The 16,871-nt window shown below is 46.2% G+C and carries 18 protein-coding genes; 9 read left to right on the top strand and 9 right to left on the bottom strand.

Annotation, left to right across the window (positions count from 1 at the left end; all coding sequences use genetic code 11):
- Positions 1-243: 243 nt before the first annotated feature.
- Complete coding sequence (locus AAHF22_RS11180; protein WP_347325088.1) at positions 244-741, top strand: GNAT family N-acetyltransferase; 498 nt, start codon at positions 244-246, stop codon at positions 739-741.
- A 1-nt stretch (position 742) separates the two neighbouring features.
- On the opposite strand, the gene AAHF22_RS11175 is transcribed toward AAHF22_RS11180, so the two are convergent.
- On the bottom strand, positions 743-1,171 hold the full coding sequence (locus AAHF22_RS11175) for a hypothetical protein (RefSeq protein ID WP_347325087.1): 429 nt from the start codon (positions 1,169-1,171) through the stop codon (positions 743-745).
- A gap of 263 nt (positions 1,172-1,434) precedes the next feature.
- The gene (locus AAHF22_RS11170; protein WP_347325086.1) at positions 1,435-2,409 is read right to left on the bottom strand and encodes an AraC family transcriptional regulator; all 975 of its coding nucleotides are present in this window, start codon (positions 2,407-2,409) and stop codon (positions 1,435-1,437) included.
- Between the two features lie 357 nt (positions 2,410-2,766).
- Here AAHF22_RS11170 and AAHF22_RS11165 point away from each other — a divergent pair, with 357 nt between their 5' ends.
- From AAHF22_RS11165 to AAHF22_RS11150, 4 genes are all read left to right on the top strand, one after another.
- Positions 2,767-3,735, top strand: coding sequence for a GNAT family N-acetyltransferase (locus AAHF22_RS11165; protein WP_347325329.1), 969 nt, complete (start codon positions 2,767-2,769; stop codon positions 3,733-3,735).
- A 35-nt stretch (positions 3,736-3,770) separates the two neighbouring features.
- Positions 3,771-4,349: a GNAT family N-acetyltransferase gene (locus AAHF22_RS11160; RefSeq protein ID WP_347325085.1), complete on the top strand. Its 579-nt coding sequence runs from the start codon at positions 3,771-3,773 to the stop codon at positions 4,347-4,349.
- Positions 4,350-4,561: 212 nt separating this feature from the next.
- Positions 4,562-5,296 carry a GNAT family N-acetyltransferase gene (locus AAHF22_RS11155; RefSeq protein WP_347325084.1) on the top strand — a complete coding sequence of 245 codons (735 nt, stop codon included), beginning with the start codon at positions 4,562-4,564 and terminating at the stop codon, positions 5,294-5,296.
- Between the two features lie 524 nt (positions 5,297-5,820).
- A complete protein-coding gene (locus tag AAHF22_RS11150) occupies positions 5,821-6,540 on the top strand; it encodes a hypothetical protein (protein WP_347325083.1) in 720 nt (239 codons plus the stop codon).
- A 270-nt stretch (positions 6,541-6,810) separates the two neighbouring features.
- Here AAHF22_RS11150 and AAHF22_RS11145 read toward each other — a convergent pair whose 3' ends face one another.
- Together AAHF22_RS11145 and AAHF22_RS11140 are read right to left on the bottom strand one after the other, a co-directional pair.
- The gene (locus tag AAHF22_RS11145) at positions 6,811-7,359 is read right to left on the bottom strand and encodes a GNAT family N-acetyltransferase (protein ID WP_347325082.1); all 549 of its coding nucleotides are present in this window, start codon (positions 7,357-7,359) and stop codon (positions 6,811-6,813) included.
- A gap of 90 nt (positions 7,360-7,449) precedes the next feature.
- Positions 7,450-7,707 (bottom strand): DUF2164 domain-containing protein, encoded by a 258-nt coding sequence (locus AAHF22_RS11140; RefSeq protein ID WP_347325081.1) that lies wholly within the window; start codon positions 7,705-7,707, stop codon positions 7,450-7,452.
- A gap of 189 nt (positions 7,708-7,896) precedes the next feature.
- Between AAHF22_RS11140 and AAHF22_RS11135 the strand changes: the two genes are divergently transcribed.
- A complete protein-coding gene (locus tag AAHF22_RS11135) occupies positions 7,897-9,606 on the top strand; it encodes a glutamine--tRNA ligase/YqeY domain fusion protein (protein WP_347325080.1) in 1,710 nt (569 codons plus the stop codon).
- 531 nt (positions 9,607-10,137) lie between these two features.
- Here the strand turns inward: AAHF22_RS11135 and AAHF22_RS11130 are convergent.
- Entirely contained in the window at positions 10,138-11,340 is a 1,203-nt protein-coding gene (locus AAHF22_RS11130; RefSeq protein ID WP_371834058.1) for an MFS transporter, read from the bottom strand.
- 519 nt (positions 11,341-11,859) lie between these two features.
- Here AAHF22_RS11130 and mobA point away from each other — a divergent pair.
- The 3 genes from mobA to AAHF22_RS11115 all read left to right on the top strand — a co-directional run bounded on the left by mobA (position 11,860) and on the right by AAHF22_RS11115 (position 13,967).
- Entirely contained in the window at positions 11,860-12,528 is a 669-nt protein-coding gene (mobA, locus tag AAHF22_RS11125; protein WP_347325078.1) for a molybdenum cofactor guanylyltransferase, read from the top strand.
- Between the two features lie 213 nt (positions 12,529-12,741).
- Positions 12,742-13,410 (top strand): TorD/DmsD family molecular chaperone, encoded by a 669-nt coding sequence (locus AAHF22_RS11120; protein WP_347325077.1) that lies wholly within the window; start codon positions 12,742-12,744, stop codon positions 13,408-13,410.
- A 350-nt stretch (positions 13,411-13,760) separates the two neighbouring features.
- Positions 13,761-13,967 carry a hypothetical protein gene (locus AAHF22_RS11115; protein ID WP_347325076.1) on the top strand — a complete coding sequence of 69 codons (207 nt, stop codon included), beginning with the start codon at positions 13,761-13,763 and terminating at the stop codon, positions 13,965-13,967.
- 3 nt (positions 13,968-13,970) lie between these two features.
- On the opposite strand, the gene AAHF22_RS11110 is transcribed toward AAHF22_RS11115, so the two are convergent.
- From AAHF22_RS11110 to AAHF22_RS11095, 4 genes are all read right to left on the bottom strand, one after another.
- Positions 13,971-14,924, bottom strand: coding sequence for a 1-phosphofructokinase family hexose kinase (locus AAHF22_RS11110; RefSeq protein ID WP_347325075.1), 954 nt, complete (start codon positions 14,922-14,924; stop codon positions 13,971-13,973).
- Between the two features lie 91 nt (positions 14,925-15,015).
- The gene (locus AAHF22_RS11105; protein WP_347325074.1) at positions 15,016-15,330 is read right to left on the bottom strand and encodes a DMT family transporter; all 315 of its coding nucleotides are present in this window, start codon (positions 15,328-15,330) and stop codon (positions 15,016-15,018) included.
- On the bottom strand, positions 15,318-15,680 hold the full coding sequence (locus AAHF22_RS11100; protein WP_347325073.1) for a DMT family transporter: 363 nt from the start codon (positions 15,678-15,680) through the stop codon (positions 15,318-15,320). The genes AAHF22_RS11105 and AAHF22_RS11100 overlap by 13 nt, the downstream gene beginning before the upstream one ends.
- On the bottom strand, positions 15,677-16,276 hold the full coding sequence (locus tag AAHF22_RS11095) for a TetR/AcrR family transcriptional regulator (protein WP_347325072.1): 600 nt from the start codon (positions 16,274-16,276) through the stop codon (positions 15,677-15,679). Before AAHF22_RS11095 ends, AAHF22_RS11100 begins: the two co-directional genes overlap by 4 nt.
- Positions 16,277-16,871 lie beyond the last annotated feature (595 nt).

Below are 16,871 nucleotides of genomic sequence, written 5' to 3'. Positions count from 1 at the left end.
CTGATCCGACGTTTGCTATACACTGAGTCTGTATGTTCTCCAAATGCCTATTCTGCTGGATACAATCCAGCTTGATACAGTGTTAGCGATCTTCTAACACGGGGTGCAATAAAAAGTGATTTTTGTGCAGCAAAATATCTTATCGATGCAGTGTTAGCGATCTTCTAACACGGAGTGCAATAAAAAGTGATTTTTAGCGCAGCAAAATATCGTACCTATGCGTTTTCCGAAAGGAGTCCTGTAATGTCGTTTTCGTTGACTTCTGAAACCGTGATTCGCCCCTCTACGATGAAGGATGCCCGGCAGCTAATGCAGCTTGATCAGCTTGTCTGGAATCATTTAAATACACCGTCCGTTTTTTATTGCTCGTCTCGTCGTCAATATTTGCAAGCTTGTCCGCCGGGAAGTCAGTTGCTGGCTCTGCATGGCGATCAAGTGTGCGGCTATGTCGGCTTTGGCTATCCGCAATCATTTGCCGTAAGTCAGCATGTGTACGATATTCATATCGCGGTTCATCCGGATTATCGTCGTCACGGTATCGCTATGCGGCTGCTGGATGCGTTATGCGAGTATGCGCGCGCACGGCATATTCGCAAGCTGACCTTGCGGGTGCTGTCAACCAATACAGAAGCCGTCCAATTTTACGACAAATACGGATTCGTCGAAAATGGACGGCTTCAGGAACAATTTTATATTCATGGACGATATGTGGATGACATTTTAATGACGTATTGGCTGTAGTCTACAGGTTATAAGGGTGCTGTCCGTATACGCTTTTGGTAATGAGTTCGGTCAGCTCTTCCTTTTGCGCCCGGTATGTATCAGGCGTGATACTTCCGTCAATCAATCGCTGTGTAAGCAGATCGTTCATTTGTGCTACCTGCAGGTCAATAATGGCCTGTGGGCTTTTGTTGTTGCGGCGCGCCGTGTCTGCCAGGCTGCTGCCTTCGTACAGTTCATCATAGACATCCTCATCTGAATCAGCGCCGAGTGTACTCAAGAACGGGTCTTGCTGTTGACGGACAACGGCGGAGCCAGTGGACGTTTTAACGGCTGCCTGTGCATTGGCTTGATCTCCGAGCAACAAACTGCTGATCGCGATGCCAAGCAGCAGTGTACTGATCATCCCTTTGCCCTTGCGAGCACGGTGATTGATGGTCGTGCGTTTCATACGGATACCTCACTTTGCTATGCTTTCGTAATTAGTTGTTGCATAGCTATTGTAACCGTAGTGGCTTAAATCAAACTTAAATTGACGTAAAGGGAAGATAAAAGTTTTGACGTTGTAAGCAGTAAGAAAGGCAGAATAGCGACAAATGGGTGTGCATAACATTTCAATTAGCAAGTTGACGTTACCTACTCGCTCGGTCGGAAGCATTGAGATTACGGACTCACGTATAAGAAATCGATGAAAAAGTTCATCTTCCATGTTCATTAAACATTCCGATCCCCGATAGGCAAATACAAATCCGCTTCGCAATAATCTTCGCGCGTATTCGCAATATCGATATATTCGAAATGATGAGGATGAGATTGTATGTAAGGGGATCGTACCAGCCAATCGTCTATATAGTTCCAAATATCGTTAAGATCATGAATATTTAGATTTTCCGCATGAAAATCCCCGATGTATTTGAATACGGCGTATTTACAACCGGGCATGACCGCTGTATCCCATTTTCCTTCCATCCCATCTAAAGAAGAAACTTCTGCTGAAGTCAGATAATCCGTCGCATCCGGCAGATGTTCGGGCGTATAAAGTGTCAGCCCGATATACACACCGGGATTGAGTTTATGGGGAATATTCGGGTATTCGTTGTAAAAGAACGAAGCTCCCTGTATATTCGCCGTTAGATTTTCCCAATTGTCTTGCTCATTGATGGTCGCCTTTCGTCCGGCATACAGACTTTGTGGCTTCATCACAAATGTCGGTTCAAATACTACGCCGCGCCGGATTTCTTTTAGCGCTGACGTATCGTACCGTTCGACCAGTGTAATCTCCCGACGTCCGCGACGAAACTGAGCCGGTGTCACGCCAAACTGCCGTTTGAACGAGCGGATATACGATTGCTCGTGATCAAATCCGTAGGATAATGCTAGATTCAATATCGTTTGTTCTCCGCTGGAGGCGAGCAGGTCCTTTACGCTGGCTGACAATCGGCGCGCACGTATATATTCCATAAGCGGCAATCCTGTGGCAGCACGTATTAGGCGGTGGAGATGGAATTTTGACAGATGTACATGTTCTGCTAATTCGTCGAGCACAATTTTCTCTGCGAGTCGTCGTTCCACCTCTTGAAGCACTTGATCGATCGTCTCGACTGTCCCGTATTTCTTAGACGAATCCGTGTCACTTCGCCTGTTCGTTTCTTTGTTTGATTGCAGATGATGCTGTTTTTTTTCATTCATGCTCATTCCCTGCGTCCGACTTGCTGACGTTCCTTTCTCCTGTCCAATCTTTCCTATTATCCTACCAAAAAACGTCAGAAGCGTCAGCTGCGGTAGTTTGAGCGATCTCCTGTCCATTTCAGCCATTCAATGAGCTTTTTAATCGGGTAAAATGCAGGCTGGCGCAAATCAGTTTTGATTCGAGACAAGTCACCGATAAAATAACTACATTTATTTCAATCTGCGCAAGAACGGTTCATTTCTCCCCTTTTTTTTAGAGCATACTGGAAGCAAGCGGTTACCTGCTGGAAAGCAAGATTCCATTTGCTGGAATACCATTCTACGAATTCCGATGTTCATAAGGAGGACTCGATTTTGATGCAACTTACAACTTCTATTTATTGTATCCGACATTTTCGCGAAAGCGACTTTCCGGCACTTAGTGCCTTTCACAATCAAGCGGTAGAAGGACGACGTATGATCTTCTGGTGGGTAGGCGAACCGGAAAACTGGTCGAACGTCTACTGTGCATTTGAAGGTGACAGGATGATCGCCAAAGGTCAGGTCGATGTGTTCAGCATTATGCCGCCGACAGCCGCTCCATCAAACAAACACCGTATTTTCTTCAATCTGAAAACACTACCTGAACGTGAAAATGATACGGAGCTGCTAGGTGCGATGTACGAGACGTTACGAACTCGTGCGCTGGAAATCCAGACGGCACTTCCTAATACGCATGGTACGCTGCTCTGTTTTGGTAATTACGTGGAGGAAGCAGTCAACACCAGCTATTTTACCGCACGCCCTGAGTTCTTGCGGCAGAAGCAGCAGTATCGAATGTGCCATACATTCACAGACCGGTCGGCGCTAGACTCCGCTCAAACAACCGAGGTGAACGTGCCCACTGATGCTTTCGCTCTGCCTGAAGGTTACGCCTGGCGAGAATTCGACGCGATGAGCAGGGAACTAGCAGATCAGTATCTGGCACTGGATATGGAGATCTGGCCGGAAACGCCGATCGGAGCGGAACGTCTGGCTGACATCGTATCGCGTGACGGCTGGCGGATGCTTCAGATTTACGCGGATGGCGAACCAGCCGCCAGTTTAATGTACTGGATATCCGATGGCAAGGCAGGCGAGATTGAAGAAGTGCTGACTCGCAAAGTTCATCGCCGATGTGGTCTGGCTTCAGCGCTACTAACTCGTGCGCTCTACGAGATTCATAGCCGGGGCTGCATCGATGCGGAACTGGACGTTGAAGTCCGCAACGAAGACGCTTTAAAAGTGTACCGCGCAGCTGGCTTTGAGATTGTGACGGAGGAACATCGTTATGGAGCAGAACTATAATATGGATTCGAGTCTGTGCGAAAGGACAATTTAAGATGAATAATGTTTCGATTTATGGCGAATCTGCGCCATTTCTACTGAAAAGCCGAGATATTGTATTACGTGAATTCGTTCTGGAAGATCTGGATGAATTTTGCGATATTACGGCGCAGTTGCATATCCGTGAGTTTCTGCCCGACTGGTATGTCGACAAGGAGACAAGGCGGCTATGGCTAAGCCACTATGAGATTCCCGATAATCGTGAATTTCTCGCAGCGGCAGCACGCAACGGACAGATTGAAGACAGGATATTGCGGCTCGCTGTGATTGAACGCTCGACTGGACATTTCATAGGCTGGTGCTGTACAGGTACTAAAGATGAGCTTCCCCAGCCTAATCGGGAGATCGTTTATGGTATTTCTGCTTTCCAGCGCGGAAAAGGATATATGACGCAAGCCGTCCAAACTTTGAGCGAGTGGCTGTTTGCCCATACCGATACGCAAATCGTTCACGGCCTCGCCAGGCCTGACAATATCGCTTCCAATCTTGTGCTGCAAAAATGTGGCTTCGAATCTCTTGGCGACACAAAGCTGGAAGACGGCGTTCATCGGCATTACGTAAGGAAAAAGCTATGAGCACCTGGACGATACATGGTGAAAGAGCACAGTCACAGTATGCGGGCATTTTTTCGAGAATTTAGTTTTCAAGTGTGCCTTAGCTGCCGATACGTCTAAGCTGAAAAATTTTTGACTTCCAACGATATCGTCTGAAGATGCGTAAGAAATTCGATAGCGTAAAATTATGACCGTTATACATACGCCTCTTTACACCGAAAGGAGCGATTCTTATGACCGAACCCCCTTCTTCTCGTTCGATTTTTACAGATCAGGTTTATGACTACTGGCAACCGAGCAGCGATTGCCCATCGTCCGGCACATATCGTGTAATTATTGATGCTAAGCTACCTGTGACGCGAAGTGTTATGCTGCTTGATCCGTTAGGCTGTGGCGGATTTCTCTCCTTAGTGCCAGCTATCGCTCAGCGAGCTGGATTGGAAGCGGACAGTGAGATAGCTGCCAGTACGTTGTTCGAAAAGCTACGGCTTGCTGGAGTAGAGCTGAACGGCGCGGATTATTTATTTTATGTGCCGCTCGCCGAACAAAAACTTCTGCTTGTTGAAAATTTTCCGGCAACAGTTCGGCAATTAACACCGAAAGATGCTGCCGTTTTCGAAGCATTCGTCCTGACTGCGCCAGAAGTCGATTTGGACGAAGCTTTCGTCGAGCTGGATCACTGGTTGGTATTTGGTTACTTTGTCGATGAGCGGTTAGTATCGGTAGCGAGCATGTATGTGTGGAACGGTACTTCGTTTGCCGATCTAGGCATAATCACGCTGCCACAGTTCCGTGGCCGAGGCTTCGGACGTCAGACCGTGCGAGCGATTGTTGCTCAAGCGTTAAAGCAGGGCTTGGAGTCACAATACCGATGCCAACCGGATAATATATCGTCCGCTCGCTTAGCGGAAGCTTCGGGATTCTCGCTGTTTGCGAAATGGGATGTGATCAAGCTGGATGAAGATTAGGCTTGCCACAAGCCACAATAGAAATAAACAGAAATCATTCCAAGCTCGGCATTTGATGTCGAGCTTTTGCACGTATATAAGAGCAGCTAGGTATCACGATCATGACAACACCAAACGAGACACTGCCCAATGTTCAGAAATTATTTTCGCAATAGGAGACTGTACGAAGTCGATCCTCTCGTCACATAAATTGTTTCGAACGGATGAAGCGAATCTGCCGCATTGAAAATGGATACGACATCTGGGCCGAAGCTATACACGAATGATTAATCTAGCCCTTTGTGTTGCGACATTGAAAACGTTCCTGTTTGGATAAAGGTTTGAACAAAGTATATGCACAACGCAACAACTTCAAGTTAATTTCGATTCAAGCTAAACATGCTAAACATGCAAAAATGTCTTTTATTACCTATACTATAGAAGTATTAACTAGTTGAGCTAAACAATCTATGATCACTCGAAGCTAGACTGCAACAGGCAATAAATGAACAGTCTAACATACATAGTAGAAAGGGGAAGCATTTATGAAGAAAATCGTATTAACCTGTACAGCAATCGCTACTATAGCACTCTGTGCTGCCTGCTCCAATACCGCAAATGTAGACGAGTCGAACACAAGCGCATCGTCAGCTCAATCTGTTACTACAGAAAGCACGAATACAGAGAACGAGAGTGCAGCAATTGGCAAAGAACCGACTTCCGATCTGTCAGAAGAGGGTTCAGATAGACTAGAAACGTCGACAAGTGAGGAAGCGACCTCAACACCAACATCAACAGCTAAATCTACCCATTCTACTCCATCTGATGCAAAAGCAAGCCCAGCAACAGACGATCAGAAGACGGCATTGTATCATTATGTAAATAGTCGGTATGGCTATTCGATCGCTTATCCTGCTACATGGACAGCTGGGGAGGAGTCAGACAATGGCGATGGCAAGATGCTATATGTTGGTAATCCGGATATCGATATTCGCGTGTATGCTGCCAATGATATGGAGGATGTGTCCGATCCGTATCATCATGACGATCAGAGTGTTCAGCGACAGCGGGTTGCTTTGGATAGTGGGAAAGAGGGTACACTCGTGATTGGTAAAGAGGACGATCAAATTTTGTACGATATGGTGTATGTATCCACAAACGATGTAGAGTATCATTTCTACGCCAAAGTACCACAACCATTTTTCGATCAAAATGAAAAACTGCTGCTGAAAGTTGCCAAAAGTTTAGACTTTCCAGACGAGTAATAGGGCATTGCATTGGATGTTTAAAAAGTAATCAACTTGAACAGCATACGTATTATCATGACTGTAAATGATATAAACAGAAACCCATTCATCATCATGTGTCTACTGTGAACGAGTGGTCTCTCTTTTTTAAAATAAGATGTTCTAAAAGCTGACTTTTTTGTAAAATCGAACACTAAAAAACATTACAAAAACACCACGTTCCAGCGAGTAATAGCCTGAACGTGGTGTTTTCTATCATCATTTTCTATCATCATACCGTAGCGTAAACTACCGTTTCAGCTTCCACTCTTGCTGTAACATGCCATACACCGCATGATCCGCATAACCGGGTGGCAGTAGCTCTGCTTCACGAATAATTCCTTCCAAAATAAAACCAAGTCGCTCCGGCACTGCCCGACTGCGCTTATTGCTAGTTGCACAGCGGATTTCCACCCGATGCAAATTCAGCTCAATTAACGCATAATCGAGCATCGCTCGCAGTGCAGATGTGATCAGCCCATTGCCCTCAAATCGCTCGCCAAGCCAGTAGCCAATGCCGACGGAACGATGGTTCCAGTTAATTTCATGAAAACCGATAATGCCGGCGAACTGACCTTTGTACCAGATGCCTGCATTCCAGCCGCCATTTTCCATCGCCTGGGTGAGACTGGCGCGTACAAAGTCTTCGCTTGCGTGAAGCGAAGTCGTGGCGTCAACCCACGGTAACCACTGCCGCAGATGGGCACGTGATTGATCGATCAATTGATAAATATGCCTGGCATGCGCTGGCTCCAGCGGACGCAGTTCGGTTTCTTCATCCAATATGTAGGTGAACATGCAACATGTCCTCTCTTTCCGTCATGGTATGGGCTTGTGCAGCAATGCTGAGAATGAAGGTCGTTCAGTATCCGAATGTATATGCGATCATTAACGTGGTCGCAGTGGAGGACGCTGTTCCAGTGCATAAATATCTTCCTCAATGCCAGCCATCCGTTCATTCACCAGCGTACGGCAATCTGCCAGTGCCTGATTGTACATATGCGGCCCAATTGTAGTCATCATAAAATCCAGTACCTGATCGGCGGCCAGTTCTCCAATCGGTTCACCACGCTCCATTTCAAAAAATTGCTGAATATGGGCAATCATCGCTTCGCGCGTCTCACGCGGTAGCTTCATCGGCTTCATGTGGCACGCTCCTTCCTGTATATTATTGTCTATGCTATCGTATTCGGGATTAGTCGTCAAAAGTCGCAAGTCCCGTCATGATCGACTTGTATACGGTATCATATGGAGATGAAGAGGCGAACTGCCTTGCCTATGCCTGTATAACCGTTATAATAGATATATTCGCAACAGAAACTGAACGATGAAAGGTTGATAGGTGTGGAGAACTCGAATTTGACTCCTTCTAATTTTATTAAAACAATCATTACCGACGACCTAAAGTCCGGTAAGGTCAATAAAGTGGTAACTCGTTTCCCGCCGGAACCGAATGGTTATCTTCATATCGGTCATGCGAAAGCGATCTGGGTGAACTTTGCATTGGCAGACGAGTTTGGCGGTAAGACGCATCTGCGTTTTGACGATACGAACCCGGCAAAAGAAGACGACGAATATGTACGCGCCATTGAAGAAGATGTGAAATGGCTCGGCTATGAGTGGGAAGGCAAATATTTTGCATCCGACTATTTTGACTTTATGTATGAAAAAGCAGAGCTGCTGATCAACAAAGGTCTGGCGTATGTAGACGATCAGACCGCTGAGCAAATCCGTGAAACTCGCGGTACGCTGACCGAGCCGGGTACAAATAGCCCGTATCGTGATCGCAGTGTAGAGGAAAACCTGGAGCTGTTCCGCCAGATGCGTGACGGCAAATTCGGTAACGGGGAAAAGGTGCTGCGCGCCAAAGTAGATATGGGTTCCCCGAACATCAACATGCGTGATCCGGTTATTTATCGTATTGCTCATCTGGAGCATCATAATACAGGCGACAAATGGTGCATCTATCCGATGTACACGTATGCGCATCCACTTGAAGATGCGTATGAGAACATTACGCATTCGCTCTGTACGGTGGAGTTTGAAGATCAGCGTCCATTTTATGACTGGGTGATCCGTGAGTGTGAAGTGGATGCCGAGCCGCATCAATACGAATACGGTCGCCTGAACGTAGCACAGACGCTGACAAGTAAACGTAAGCTGAAGCTGCTCGTCGATGAGAACATCGTCGATGGCTGGGATGATCCACGTATGCCGACAATCTCTGGTTTGAGACGTCGCGGGTATACACCGGAAGCACTGCGCTCGTTTGTATATGAGACAGGGATTTCCAAAAGTCAGGGTATTATCGATCTGCAAATGCTAGATCACTTTGTCCGCGAAGACTTGAAGCTGAAAGTACCGCGCACAATGGGGGTACTGCGTCCGCTCAAAGTTGTGATCACCAACTATCCAGAAGGACAGGTGGAGATGCTGGATGCAGAAAACAATCCAGAAAACGAAGAGATGGGCATTCGCCAAATTCCATTTTCGCGTGAAATCTATATCGAGCAAGACGACTTCATGGAAGTGCCACCACCGAAATACCATCGTTTGTATCCAGGCAATGAAGTTCGTTTGAAACATGCGTACTTTATCAAATGCAATGACTTTATCAAGGATGAAGACGGCAACATCGTCGAAATTCATTGCACATACGATATCGAAACGAAGAGCGGCAGCGACTTTAACGCGCGTAAAGTTAAAGGTACGATTCACTGGGTCGAAGCTTCTCAAGCCGTTCCAGCCGAATTCCGCCTGTATGAGCCTTTGATCAAAGCAGAAGACGAAGAACTGGTAGAAGAAACTGCTGGCGGTAACGACGAAATTCCAGAAAAAACATTTCTGGATTCCATCAATCCAAACTCGCTCGAAATCGTGCACGGTTTCGTAGAGCCGGGCTTGAAAGACACCGCCGCTTTCGATCGCTACCAATTTTTCCGCCACGGCTATTTCAGCGCCGATCCTAAATACACCATGCCAGGCGACCCTGTGTTCAACCTGGTCGTATCGATGAAAAGCTCGTTTAAATTGCCAAAGGCTTAAGGGCTTAAGGGCTTAAGGGCTTAAGGGCTTAAGGGCTTAAGAACCTAAGAGCTGAGGAACTGAAGGGCTTAATGGCTTAAGATATAGAGAGTCAGTATTTACGCATCATGTCATGAGTAACGAGCAAAGTATTCGACCGCTCATCACAAATAAAAAGGCGTTATCCCAGACAAGGGATAGCGCCTTTTATCTTTTACAAAGGAACTTCATCTAACAACATGATCTTTCATGATCGACATCACTGTAGCGATATCGTATAACCTTCCAACTCCTAACCGCCAAAACCCCCAACTAACAACAAAGTGCCCTACCACTGCCATACCCTACAGACGTAATAAAAAAATCCACGACATTCCCACCAACAAATGCCTGAACCGATCCCATGCTAACGCCATCTGTATTTCACAATAGCCACAATTATGTTGACAACATCCCAACCCGTCCCCTTATTTCTTACCGGAAGTGATGTCTGCTTCACATCTAACCTCCCAAAAACATAAGCCCCACCACTCTCACCAGCTAACCAGCAAGCTACCCTTCTTCATCAGGCAACTGATACCCCGTTCTCCTAACATTCAGCCACATCAATCCAAACCCAATCGATCCAGCCAGCGACAACGCCACGCCAGCTAGATACATCTGCTCTGATCCGAAATTTTGAAACAGCCATCCACCGAGAAATCCAGCGATCACGCCAGATACGCCGCTCCATGTCATCGTATAAAGTGCCTGCCCCGTGCTACGAAACGCATTGGGTACAAACATCATCGTCAGCTGCGTACCGACATAAAAGTAACCGCCAAACGTCACCGCATGCAGCAATTGAATGAAAATAACTTGCATCGGACTCACCGCTTCGGCCATCAGCAACCAGCGGAAAGTGAACAATAAGCTTACCAGCGCCAGCCACCCGATCATAAACGAGACCTTTTTACGGAGAAAGCGATCGAATAACAGGAACAATACCGCTTCAAAAATCGACGAAGCAAATACCGCCCATCCTACCATACTTTTCGATCCACCGAGTTCAATCACATATAAGGACAGAAAGGTACTGTTCATCATATTTGGAATCGCGACCAGCACACCGAGTATAATAAATCCGATAAAATACAAATTGCTGCCGATCTGCTTTAATGTTTTCCAATTGATCGGAGCCGCACCGCCTGCGATACGTTCCTGAGGTGGTAATACGATCATCAGCAAAATAGCGACCATCAGTAGTGCAGTAAATACAATTCCGATCCGTGGTACACCTAGCTGATCAATGACAGGACCAGCAACGACGGCGGTCAACGCCCATCCCAGTGACCCATATAACCGGAAACCGCCAAATTTGTACGGTGTTCCGTCAATATAGTTCAGAATTAACGTACTGGACTGCGCAAACATCGGTGTTTGAAAAAAGAAAAAGCACGTCATGACGATATAAATCAACGTATAATTTTCTACATTAAAGACAATTTGCACAAGTACAAGTGTGCCGATCATCATCGCAAGCAGCACAAAACGTATATTTTGCATCCGATCGCCGAGATAACCCCAGAATGGATTCGCAAACAAAGACACAAATGGTCCAATCGCCATCAGTGCGCCAATCTCGCTCTGGCTCATGCCGATATCTTGCAAATACAGCTGAAAGAAGCTGGTGAAGATGACCATCGTTCCATAAATAAAGAACGTATACCAGCGAAGGGTAAGAAAAGGAGATTTAGAAGGTTGGGAATTCAAGATACGACAATCCTTTCAAGGCAACATTTAGTTCACTTTATCATTTGTTGAAAGGGGATACAAACCATTTTGAACCAAATGCACCTAACTATGGATTAGAGTAATGGTGAAATAGCGTGGTACTGTGATCGTGGGCATGTCAATATTAAATTTCTGATCATTAAGCGATTCAGACTAATACGTAATTTAGGTCAATAACTCATTCAGAACAAATGATGTTGTATACGTGCACGATGAATCCCACTCCCCACCTATATATGTATATACACATACATGTATAATTGCACGATGATTGCACCTTCTACAAAGAGGTACACTTGAAGCTATAAAAATAAGCCTATATGATAGTAGGCAAGTATCGTAATGCCGTCAACTCAATAAGCCATCCCCCTTTGATGTATAAAAATATCAACAGATAAATGCAATCGAGTGATAGAAATGGATACAGAGTGTAGGTAGAGAAGTGTACATACAACATGACCGATAGGGTATGAGCAGCATATCCCAATAGGAGGAACGAATATGAATCACAAGGTGGCAGGTATTTTGCTAGCTGGCGGACAGTCTAGCCGGATGGGGAGGGATAAAGCGATGCTGGATATCGGTGGCAAACCGGTCATTCAGCGTGTAGCCGATACATTACTGCAATGCACACCTGACGTCTGTCTGGCGGCAGCGAATGAAGATGACTATCGGTTTCTACATTTGCCAGTAGCGGCTGATGAGTACCCGGGATACGGACCGCTGGCAGGCATATATGCCGGAATGAAGCAGATCGAAGCAGATTGGTATCTCGTTGCAGCATGTGATATGCCCTTTACCAGTGTAGATTTAATGCGGAATTTACTGAAAATGGCTATTGAAGCTGCGGGAGATGGAGTCGGGATTCCGCTCGGGCAGGCGATCATACCTTCGTATGGGGAACGTATGCATCCACTGTATGCAGTCTATCATCGTACAGTGTTGCCGTCACTTCGAGAGGCATTAGAACATAAACAGCTCAAAGTGATGGAGTGGGTGGATGAGCATAATCTGGTAGATGTACCGCTGGAAGGACAACTTCCACGCCGTGAAGGTGAGTTCCCCGAATCCTACGATATCACACCCTGGTGTCTGTACAATATGAACGATCCAGAAGCGTATGAACAAGCAAGACGTATGTATATTTTAAAAGAAATGCCCGGCAATTAAGCCATCTGCCGGGTATTATGACCATTTTATGAACGTATGAGCAAAACGCCCCTATCGCTTGTGATATCGGTTACAATATAGTTAAGCAAAAACATAACTACGAAATAAAGTTGGATGGAGCAGTATGATAAGTATAATTTATCGAGCTAATTATAATCATAACGCACGACCAGCATTATAGTAGTGAATAAAATCACAAGGAGTGTATTTCAGATGGCAGTGAATACGGAAGTGAAAATGAGCATCGATTGGTTGTACAGTCGGGTAATCACATATCGTTTATTAAGTGAAATGTTACAGCGCAAGCCCACCCTGTCCAAATTGATTGAATGGCGACGCGACGCTGGACGTATTGGGCAGCTGCATGCTCGTTCGTATTCCCTGCTGTCTGAACTGGAGCAGACTCCGCTCGCCACAATTATTCAGTCTGCTGCCGGGCACGCTGAAGCGTATGAGCGCCTCCTGGATGAGGATCACAGCGAGAATCATCTGCGTGCTGCTCATTATGTGTGCAGCACGCAGGAACGATGCGGATATGAGGCGATACTGAACTCGGTCTATGCGCGTGCCGGGATTGCTTTTAAAAAGATGGAACATGAGTCGGACGATCATATCGGGATTGAGCTGGAATTCATGTCTTTGCTTGCGGAACGTCTCGCTGAGAGTGAGGAGCGTCCGCTAGAACAGATGGCGGTTATTCAGGCACAGCTTGATTTTATTGAGCATTATCTGCTTGTCTGGACCGATAAAATGAGCGCGTGGCTCGCTAAGACTGCGCCGGGTTCGCTTTATGAGCAATGGGGCAATATGCTGCATGATTACTTGCGCCACGATGTGAACGATCTGCGGCAGTATGCTGGTCAGCTTCATCAGCATGCGTAATCGAATCGTATAGTATGACCTGCTTTAAGAGTCGTTTTGCATAGACAAAAGTTATCGGTGTGATTAAAAAGCGCTCGCTTGTGACAATATGTGCATTGAGCGCTTTTCTATGTTTATTCAGTCGTTGCCTGAGTAGATACCGCGCCAACTACACTATAATACGTGAACCTATGTAAGCAAAAAAGGCAACAGAGCAACATCAAAAAGGCACTCAAGCCACATCAAAAGTAAGCCAAGCATCGAATTCAGTATAATGATATAAATAAACATACAAATATATACAAAATTATTTGTAAGCGGATTCAAAATGATAAAAATAGTCTAATGGAGTAATAAAGGAGGTTTGTACCTTGAGCCACTACAGGGAACTACTGCCAAAGATCATCGTCAGATCATGTGATCGGATGAGGGAATTTCCCTCGCTCGATTGGGCAAGACAGTATGCGCTAAAGGAACTGGTCCCGCAGGAAATTAATTTTGTCGTTAGCGATCAGCAAACCGGTGAGATATTTATGGATGTACGCTTTGCAGCACGAACAACGACAACAATCCCCTGAGCCTTAAGCTACAGGGGATTGTTCAATCTGGATCTCGTTACCGATGTGCATCACATCATCCGCGTCGATCCATCCAGCGGCAGGTTGTAATGCACAGGCACTGCCACATGCCGCGCCAAGCCGCAACATTGCGCGTGTAGAACCACCGCGACTGGCTGAAACGATCATACCCGCCATCATCGCATCCCCACTACCGAGTGCACTGCGAACAGACACACGCGGCACTCGTATCCGATAAAAGGAACCGGTTGAACGTTCAGCCGCAATCGCGCCTTCCGCTCCAAGCGAAATCACCGGCAACTCGATCCCATGATCCATCATAGCGGTTAACGCCTGATGCAATCGTTCCTGCCGATCACTACTGTCCGGCGCGATGCCTGCCCATTCACATGCTTCCTGTTCATTCGGCTTTACCATATACGGCGCTGCCTTCATCCCGTGCATCAGCGCTTCACCACTACTATCGAGTGCGGTGCCTGCTCCATTGCGACGAGCGATCTCGATCAGACGTACATACACATCTGGTGGACAATGCTGCGGCAGACTGCCGGAGAACAGTACCCAGCTTGAACATGCAGCTAACTCAGCTACCGTTTGTTCCAGCATATCGAGCTGGGCAGCGGTAACAGCGGCTCCTTGCTCAATCAGTTCGGTCTGGGTACGGCGACTTTCCTCAAGGATCGTAATTGCCAGCCGTGTCTCCCCATCCGCTTCGGTAAATCGGCAACCTACTTGCTCCTGTCGCAATAGCGAGACGAGTTTGCGCCCATTATGTCCGGCGATTAGCCCGGCAGCCGTTACCGGCTCGCCTAGCTGTTGGATGATGCGCGCTGCATTAACACCTTTGCCACCCGGCAGCGTGATCGCATCCTCAATCCGATGAACGGTATTAGGACGTAGGGAAGGCACCTGATAAATAACATCAAGTGCCGTATTGAGTGTAACTGTCGTAATCATGCCAACTACTCCTTCAACATTCGAAAGTCATTGCCGGATTGGCGTCACGTCAGCGATGCTACTGTTCGTATGGAAACGAGCAGACTGATCGTCAGGCAATCAGCTTTAAGCCAACTGCGGACGTAATAATCATCGCGATGAACAGGATGCGCAATCCGCTTCTTGCTTCATTATACATGAGCATGCCGACAAGTGCGCCACCGACTGTCCCGATTCCTGTCCATACCGCATAAGCAGTTCCCATCGAAATTCCATTCATAGCTATCGTCAAAAATGAAAAGCTACCTACAAACGCAATGATCATCATCAGCACATTTATCAACGAACGCTGCCGAATAATTCGATTCATCGAGATCACACCGAACACTTCAAAAGCGCCAGCAATTACAAGACTCAACCAGTACATGATGCTTCACCTGCCTTTGCTTCCGTCCCCTGCTCTTTATCTGTAACAAGCTTCAAACCAATCACGCCTGCGAGCAGTAATAAAATAAGTGCAATCTTCGTCCATTGTACAGGCTCGCCAAAAATAAACATCTCTGCCGCTACGGTACCTCCTGTACCGAGTCCAGTAAACACAGCATATACGGTACCAACAGGCAGACGCCGTGCCGCCTGAATAATAAGATAAAAGCTAAGCGCAATTCCAATCGCAGTCAATGTCCATTGTCCGGGTGTAGCGGCATGTTTTAAGCCGGATACCCAGACGACTTCAATCAATCCGCCAATCAATACATAAAGCCAGTTGCGATTCATGATAGGTGTTGCTCCTTTCCAATAATGCCATTCCAATAGATCGGCCAGGTCGCATCCAGTCGCTGAATAGAGCGATGTTCCTGACCGTACAATACCTCCAGCAAAATTCCATCCGCACATGTCATATAGGCTCGTGCCGCCTGCGTAGCAGACACAGAACAGTTCAAATTCTCCTTGTGCAAATTATGCTCAAATAGCCGTACCAGTTGATTTTCCATCGTATCCAGCATGCCATAGATGAGCGGCATCACTTCATCTTCCAGCTCTTGGGGCGGGAAGAAGGACATGCGCATAACGAATTTAATCGTATCGTCCGAACGATATAGCTCTTGCATATGTTCCAGCAGTCCATGCAATTTATCTTCCAGCGTCTGATGATGGTGCTTCAGCATATAGCGCCTGAGCGAATGCTGTTGTACACGTGCAGCGCGATGAAGTACTTGCAAGAACAGATCTGCCTTACTGTTAAAATGCGCATAGATCGAAGGCTTTTTGATGCCTGCTTCCGTCGCAATTTTCGCAAGTGAAGCCCCTTCATAGCCATCACGAGCAAAATGGGAGCGTCCGATCACTAGCAATTGCTGTTTAATGCTCAATAAAATCACCTACCTAACGGTCGTTAGGTAAATCATAAGATAATTAAATTTTAAAGTCAACCCCTTGTATGGGTGGCGGATGTGGATACGGATATGGATGTTGATATAAACATAAACATAAACATAAACATAAACATAAACATAAACATAGAAATAGACATAGAAATAGATAGGGATGATGTTCATCATGCATGTTCTTGATTGCTGCTTTCTTATATGTATACTTTCTTAATGTATTATGTTTGCTTGATTGATGTTGTCTTCGTTTATGTCTGGTTGAATATGCTCGAAATCGATTTGCGTGTAATCTCCATACAGAGGTGGATGAAGGTAAGCAGCATTTCGTTTAACATGACAAAAGAGAGGTCTGCGGATCTCGGCCTCTCTTTTGGGATAGGAATTTGTAATGAATGATGGTGAATTTTAATAAATTATAGTTGTAGTCCTAGCGATCCAGCTATAATTGTTTGTCTAGCTGTCTAGCTGTCTAGCTGTCTAGCTGTCTAGCTGTCTAGCTGTCTAGCTGTCTAGCTGTCTAGCTGTCTAGCTGTCTAGCTGTCTAGCTGTCTAGCTGTCTAGCTAATAGGAATAGTGA

The organism is Paenibacillus wenxiniae (genome assembly GCF_039822605.1).
Classification (GTDB): Bacteria; Bacillota; Bacilli; order Paenibacillales; family Paenibacillaceae; genus Saccharibacillus; species Saccharibacillus wenxiniae.
The sequence above is the reverse complement of the archived record's forward strand: the minus strand, read 5'-3'. Positions and strand labels throughout refer to the sequence as shown.

What these genes read in the sequence shown, in the direction of transcription:
- AAHF22_RS11110 (WP_347325075.1), bottom strand. Translation starts at nt 14,924, where the DNA reads ATGATTACGACAGTTACACTCAATACGGCACTTGATGTTATTTATCAG.
- AAHF22_RS11100 (WP_347325073.1), bottom strand. Translation starts at nt 15,680, where the DNA reads ATGAATCGCAACTGGCTTTATGTATTGATTGGCGGATTGATTGAAGTC.
- mobA (WP_347325078.1), top strand. Translation starts at nt 11,860, where the DNA reads ATGAATCACAAGGTGGCAGGTATTTTGCTAGCTGGCGGACAGTCTAGC.
- AAHF22_RS11180 (WP_347325088.1), top strand. Translation starts at nt 244, where the DNA reads ATGTCGTTTTCGTTGACTTCTGAAACCGTGATTCGCCCCTCTACGATG.
- AAHF22_RS11170 (WP_347325086.1), bottom strand. Translation starts at nt 2,409, where the DNA reads ATGAATGAAAAAAAACAGCATCATCTGCAATCAAACAAAGAAACGAAC.
- AAHF22_RS11145 (WP_347325082.1), bottom strand. Translation starts at nt 7,359, where the DNA reads ATGTTCACCTACATATTGGATGAAGAAACCGAACTGCGTCCGCTGGAG.
- AAHF22_RS11175 (WP_347325087.1), bottom strand. Translation starts at nt 1,171, where the DNA reads ATGAAACGCACGACCATCAATCACCGTGCTCGCAAGGGCAAAGGGATG.
- AAHF22_RS11160 (WP_347325085.1), top strand. Translation starts at nt 3,771, where the DNA reads ATGAATAATGTTTCGATTTATGGCGAATCTGCGCCATTTCTACTGAAA.
- AAHF22_RS11120 (WP_347325077.1), top strand. Translation starts at nt 12,742, where the DNA reads ATGGCAGTGAATACGGAAGTGAAAATGAGCATCGATTGGTTGTACAGT.
- AAHF22_RS11105 (WP_347325074.1), bottom strand. Translation starts at nt 15,330, where the DNA reads ATGTACTGGTTGAGTCTTGTAATTGCTGGCGCTTTTGAAGTGTTCGGT.
- AAHF22_RS11155 (WP_347325084.1), top strand. Translation starts at nt 4,562, where the DNA reads ATGACCGAACCCCCTTCTTCTCGTTCGATTTTTACAGATCAGGTTTAT.
- AAHF22_RS11140 (WP_347325081.1), bottom strand. Translation starts at nt 7,707, where the DNA reads ATGAAGCCGATGAAGCTACCGCGTGAGACGCGCGAAGCGATGATTGCC.
- AAHF22_RS11150 (WP_347325083.1), top strand. Translation starts at nt 5,821, where the DNA reads ATGAAGAAAATCGTATTAACCTGTACAGCAATCGCTACTATAGCACTC.
- AAHF22_RS11165 (WP_347325329.1), top strand. Translation starts at nt 2,767, where the DNA reads ATGCAACTTACAACTTCTATTTATTGTATCCGACATTTTCGCGAAAGC.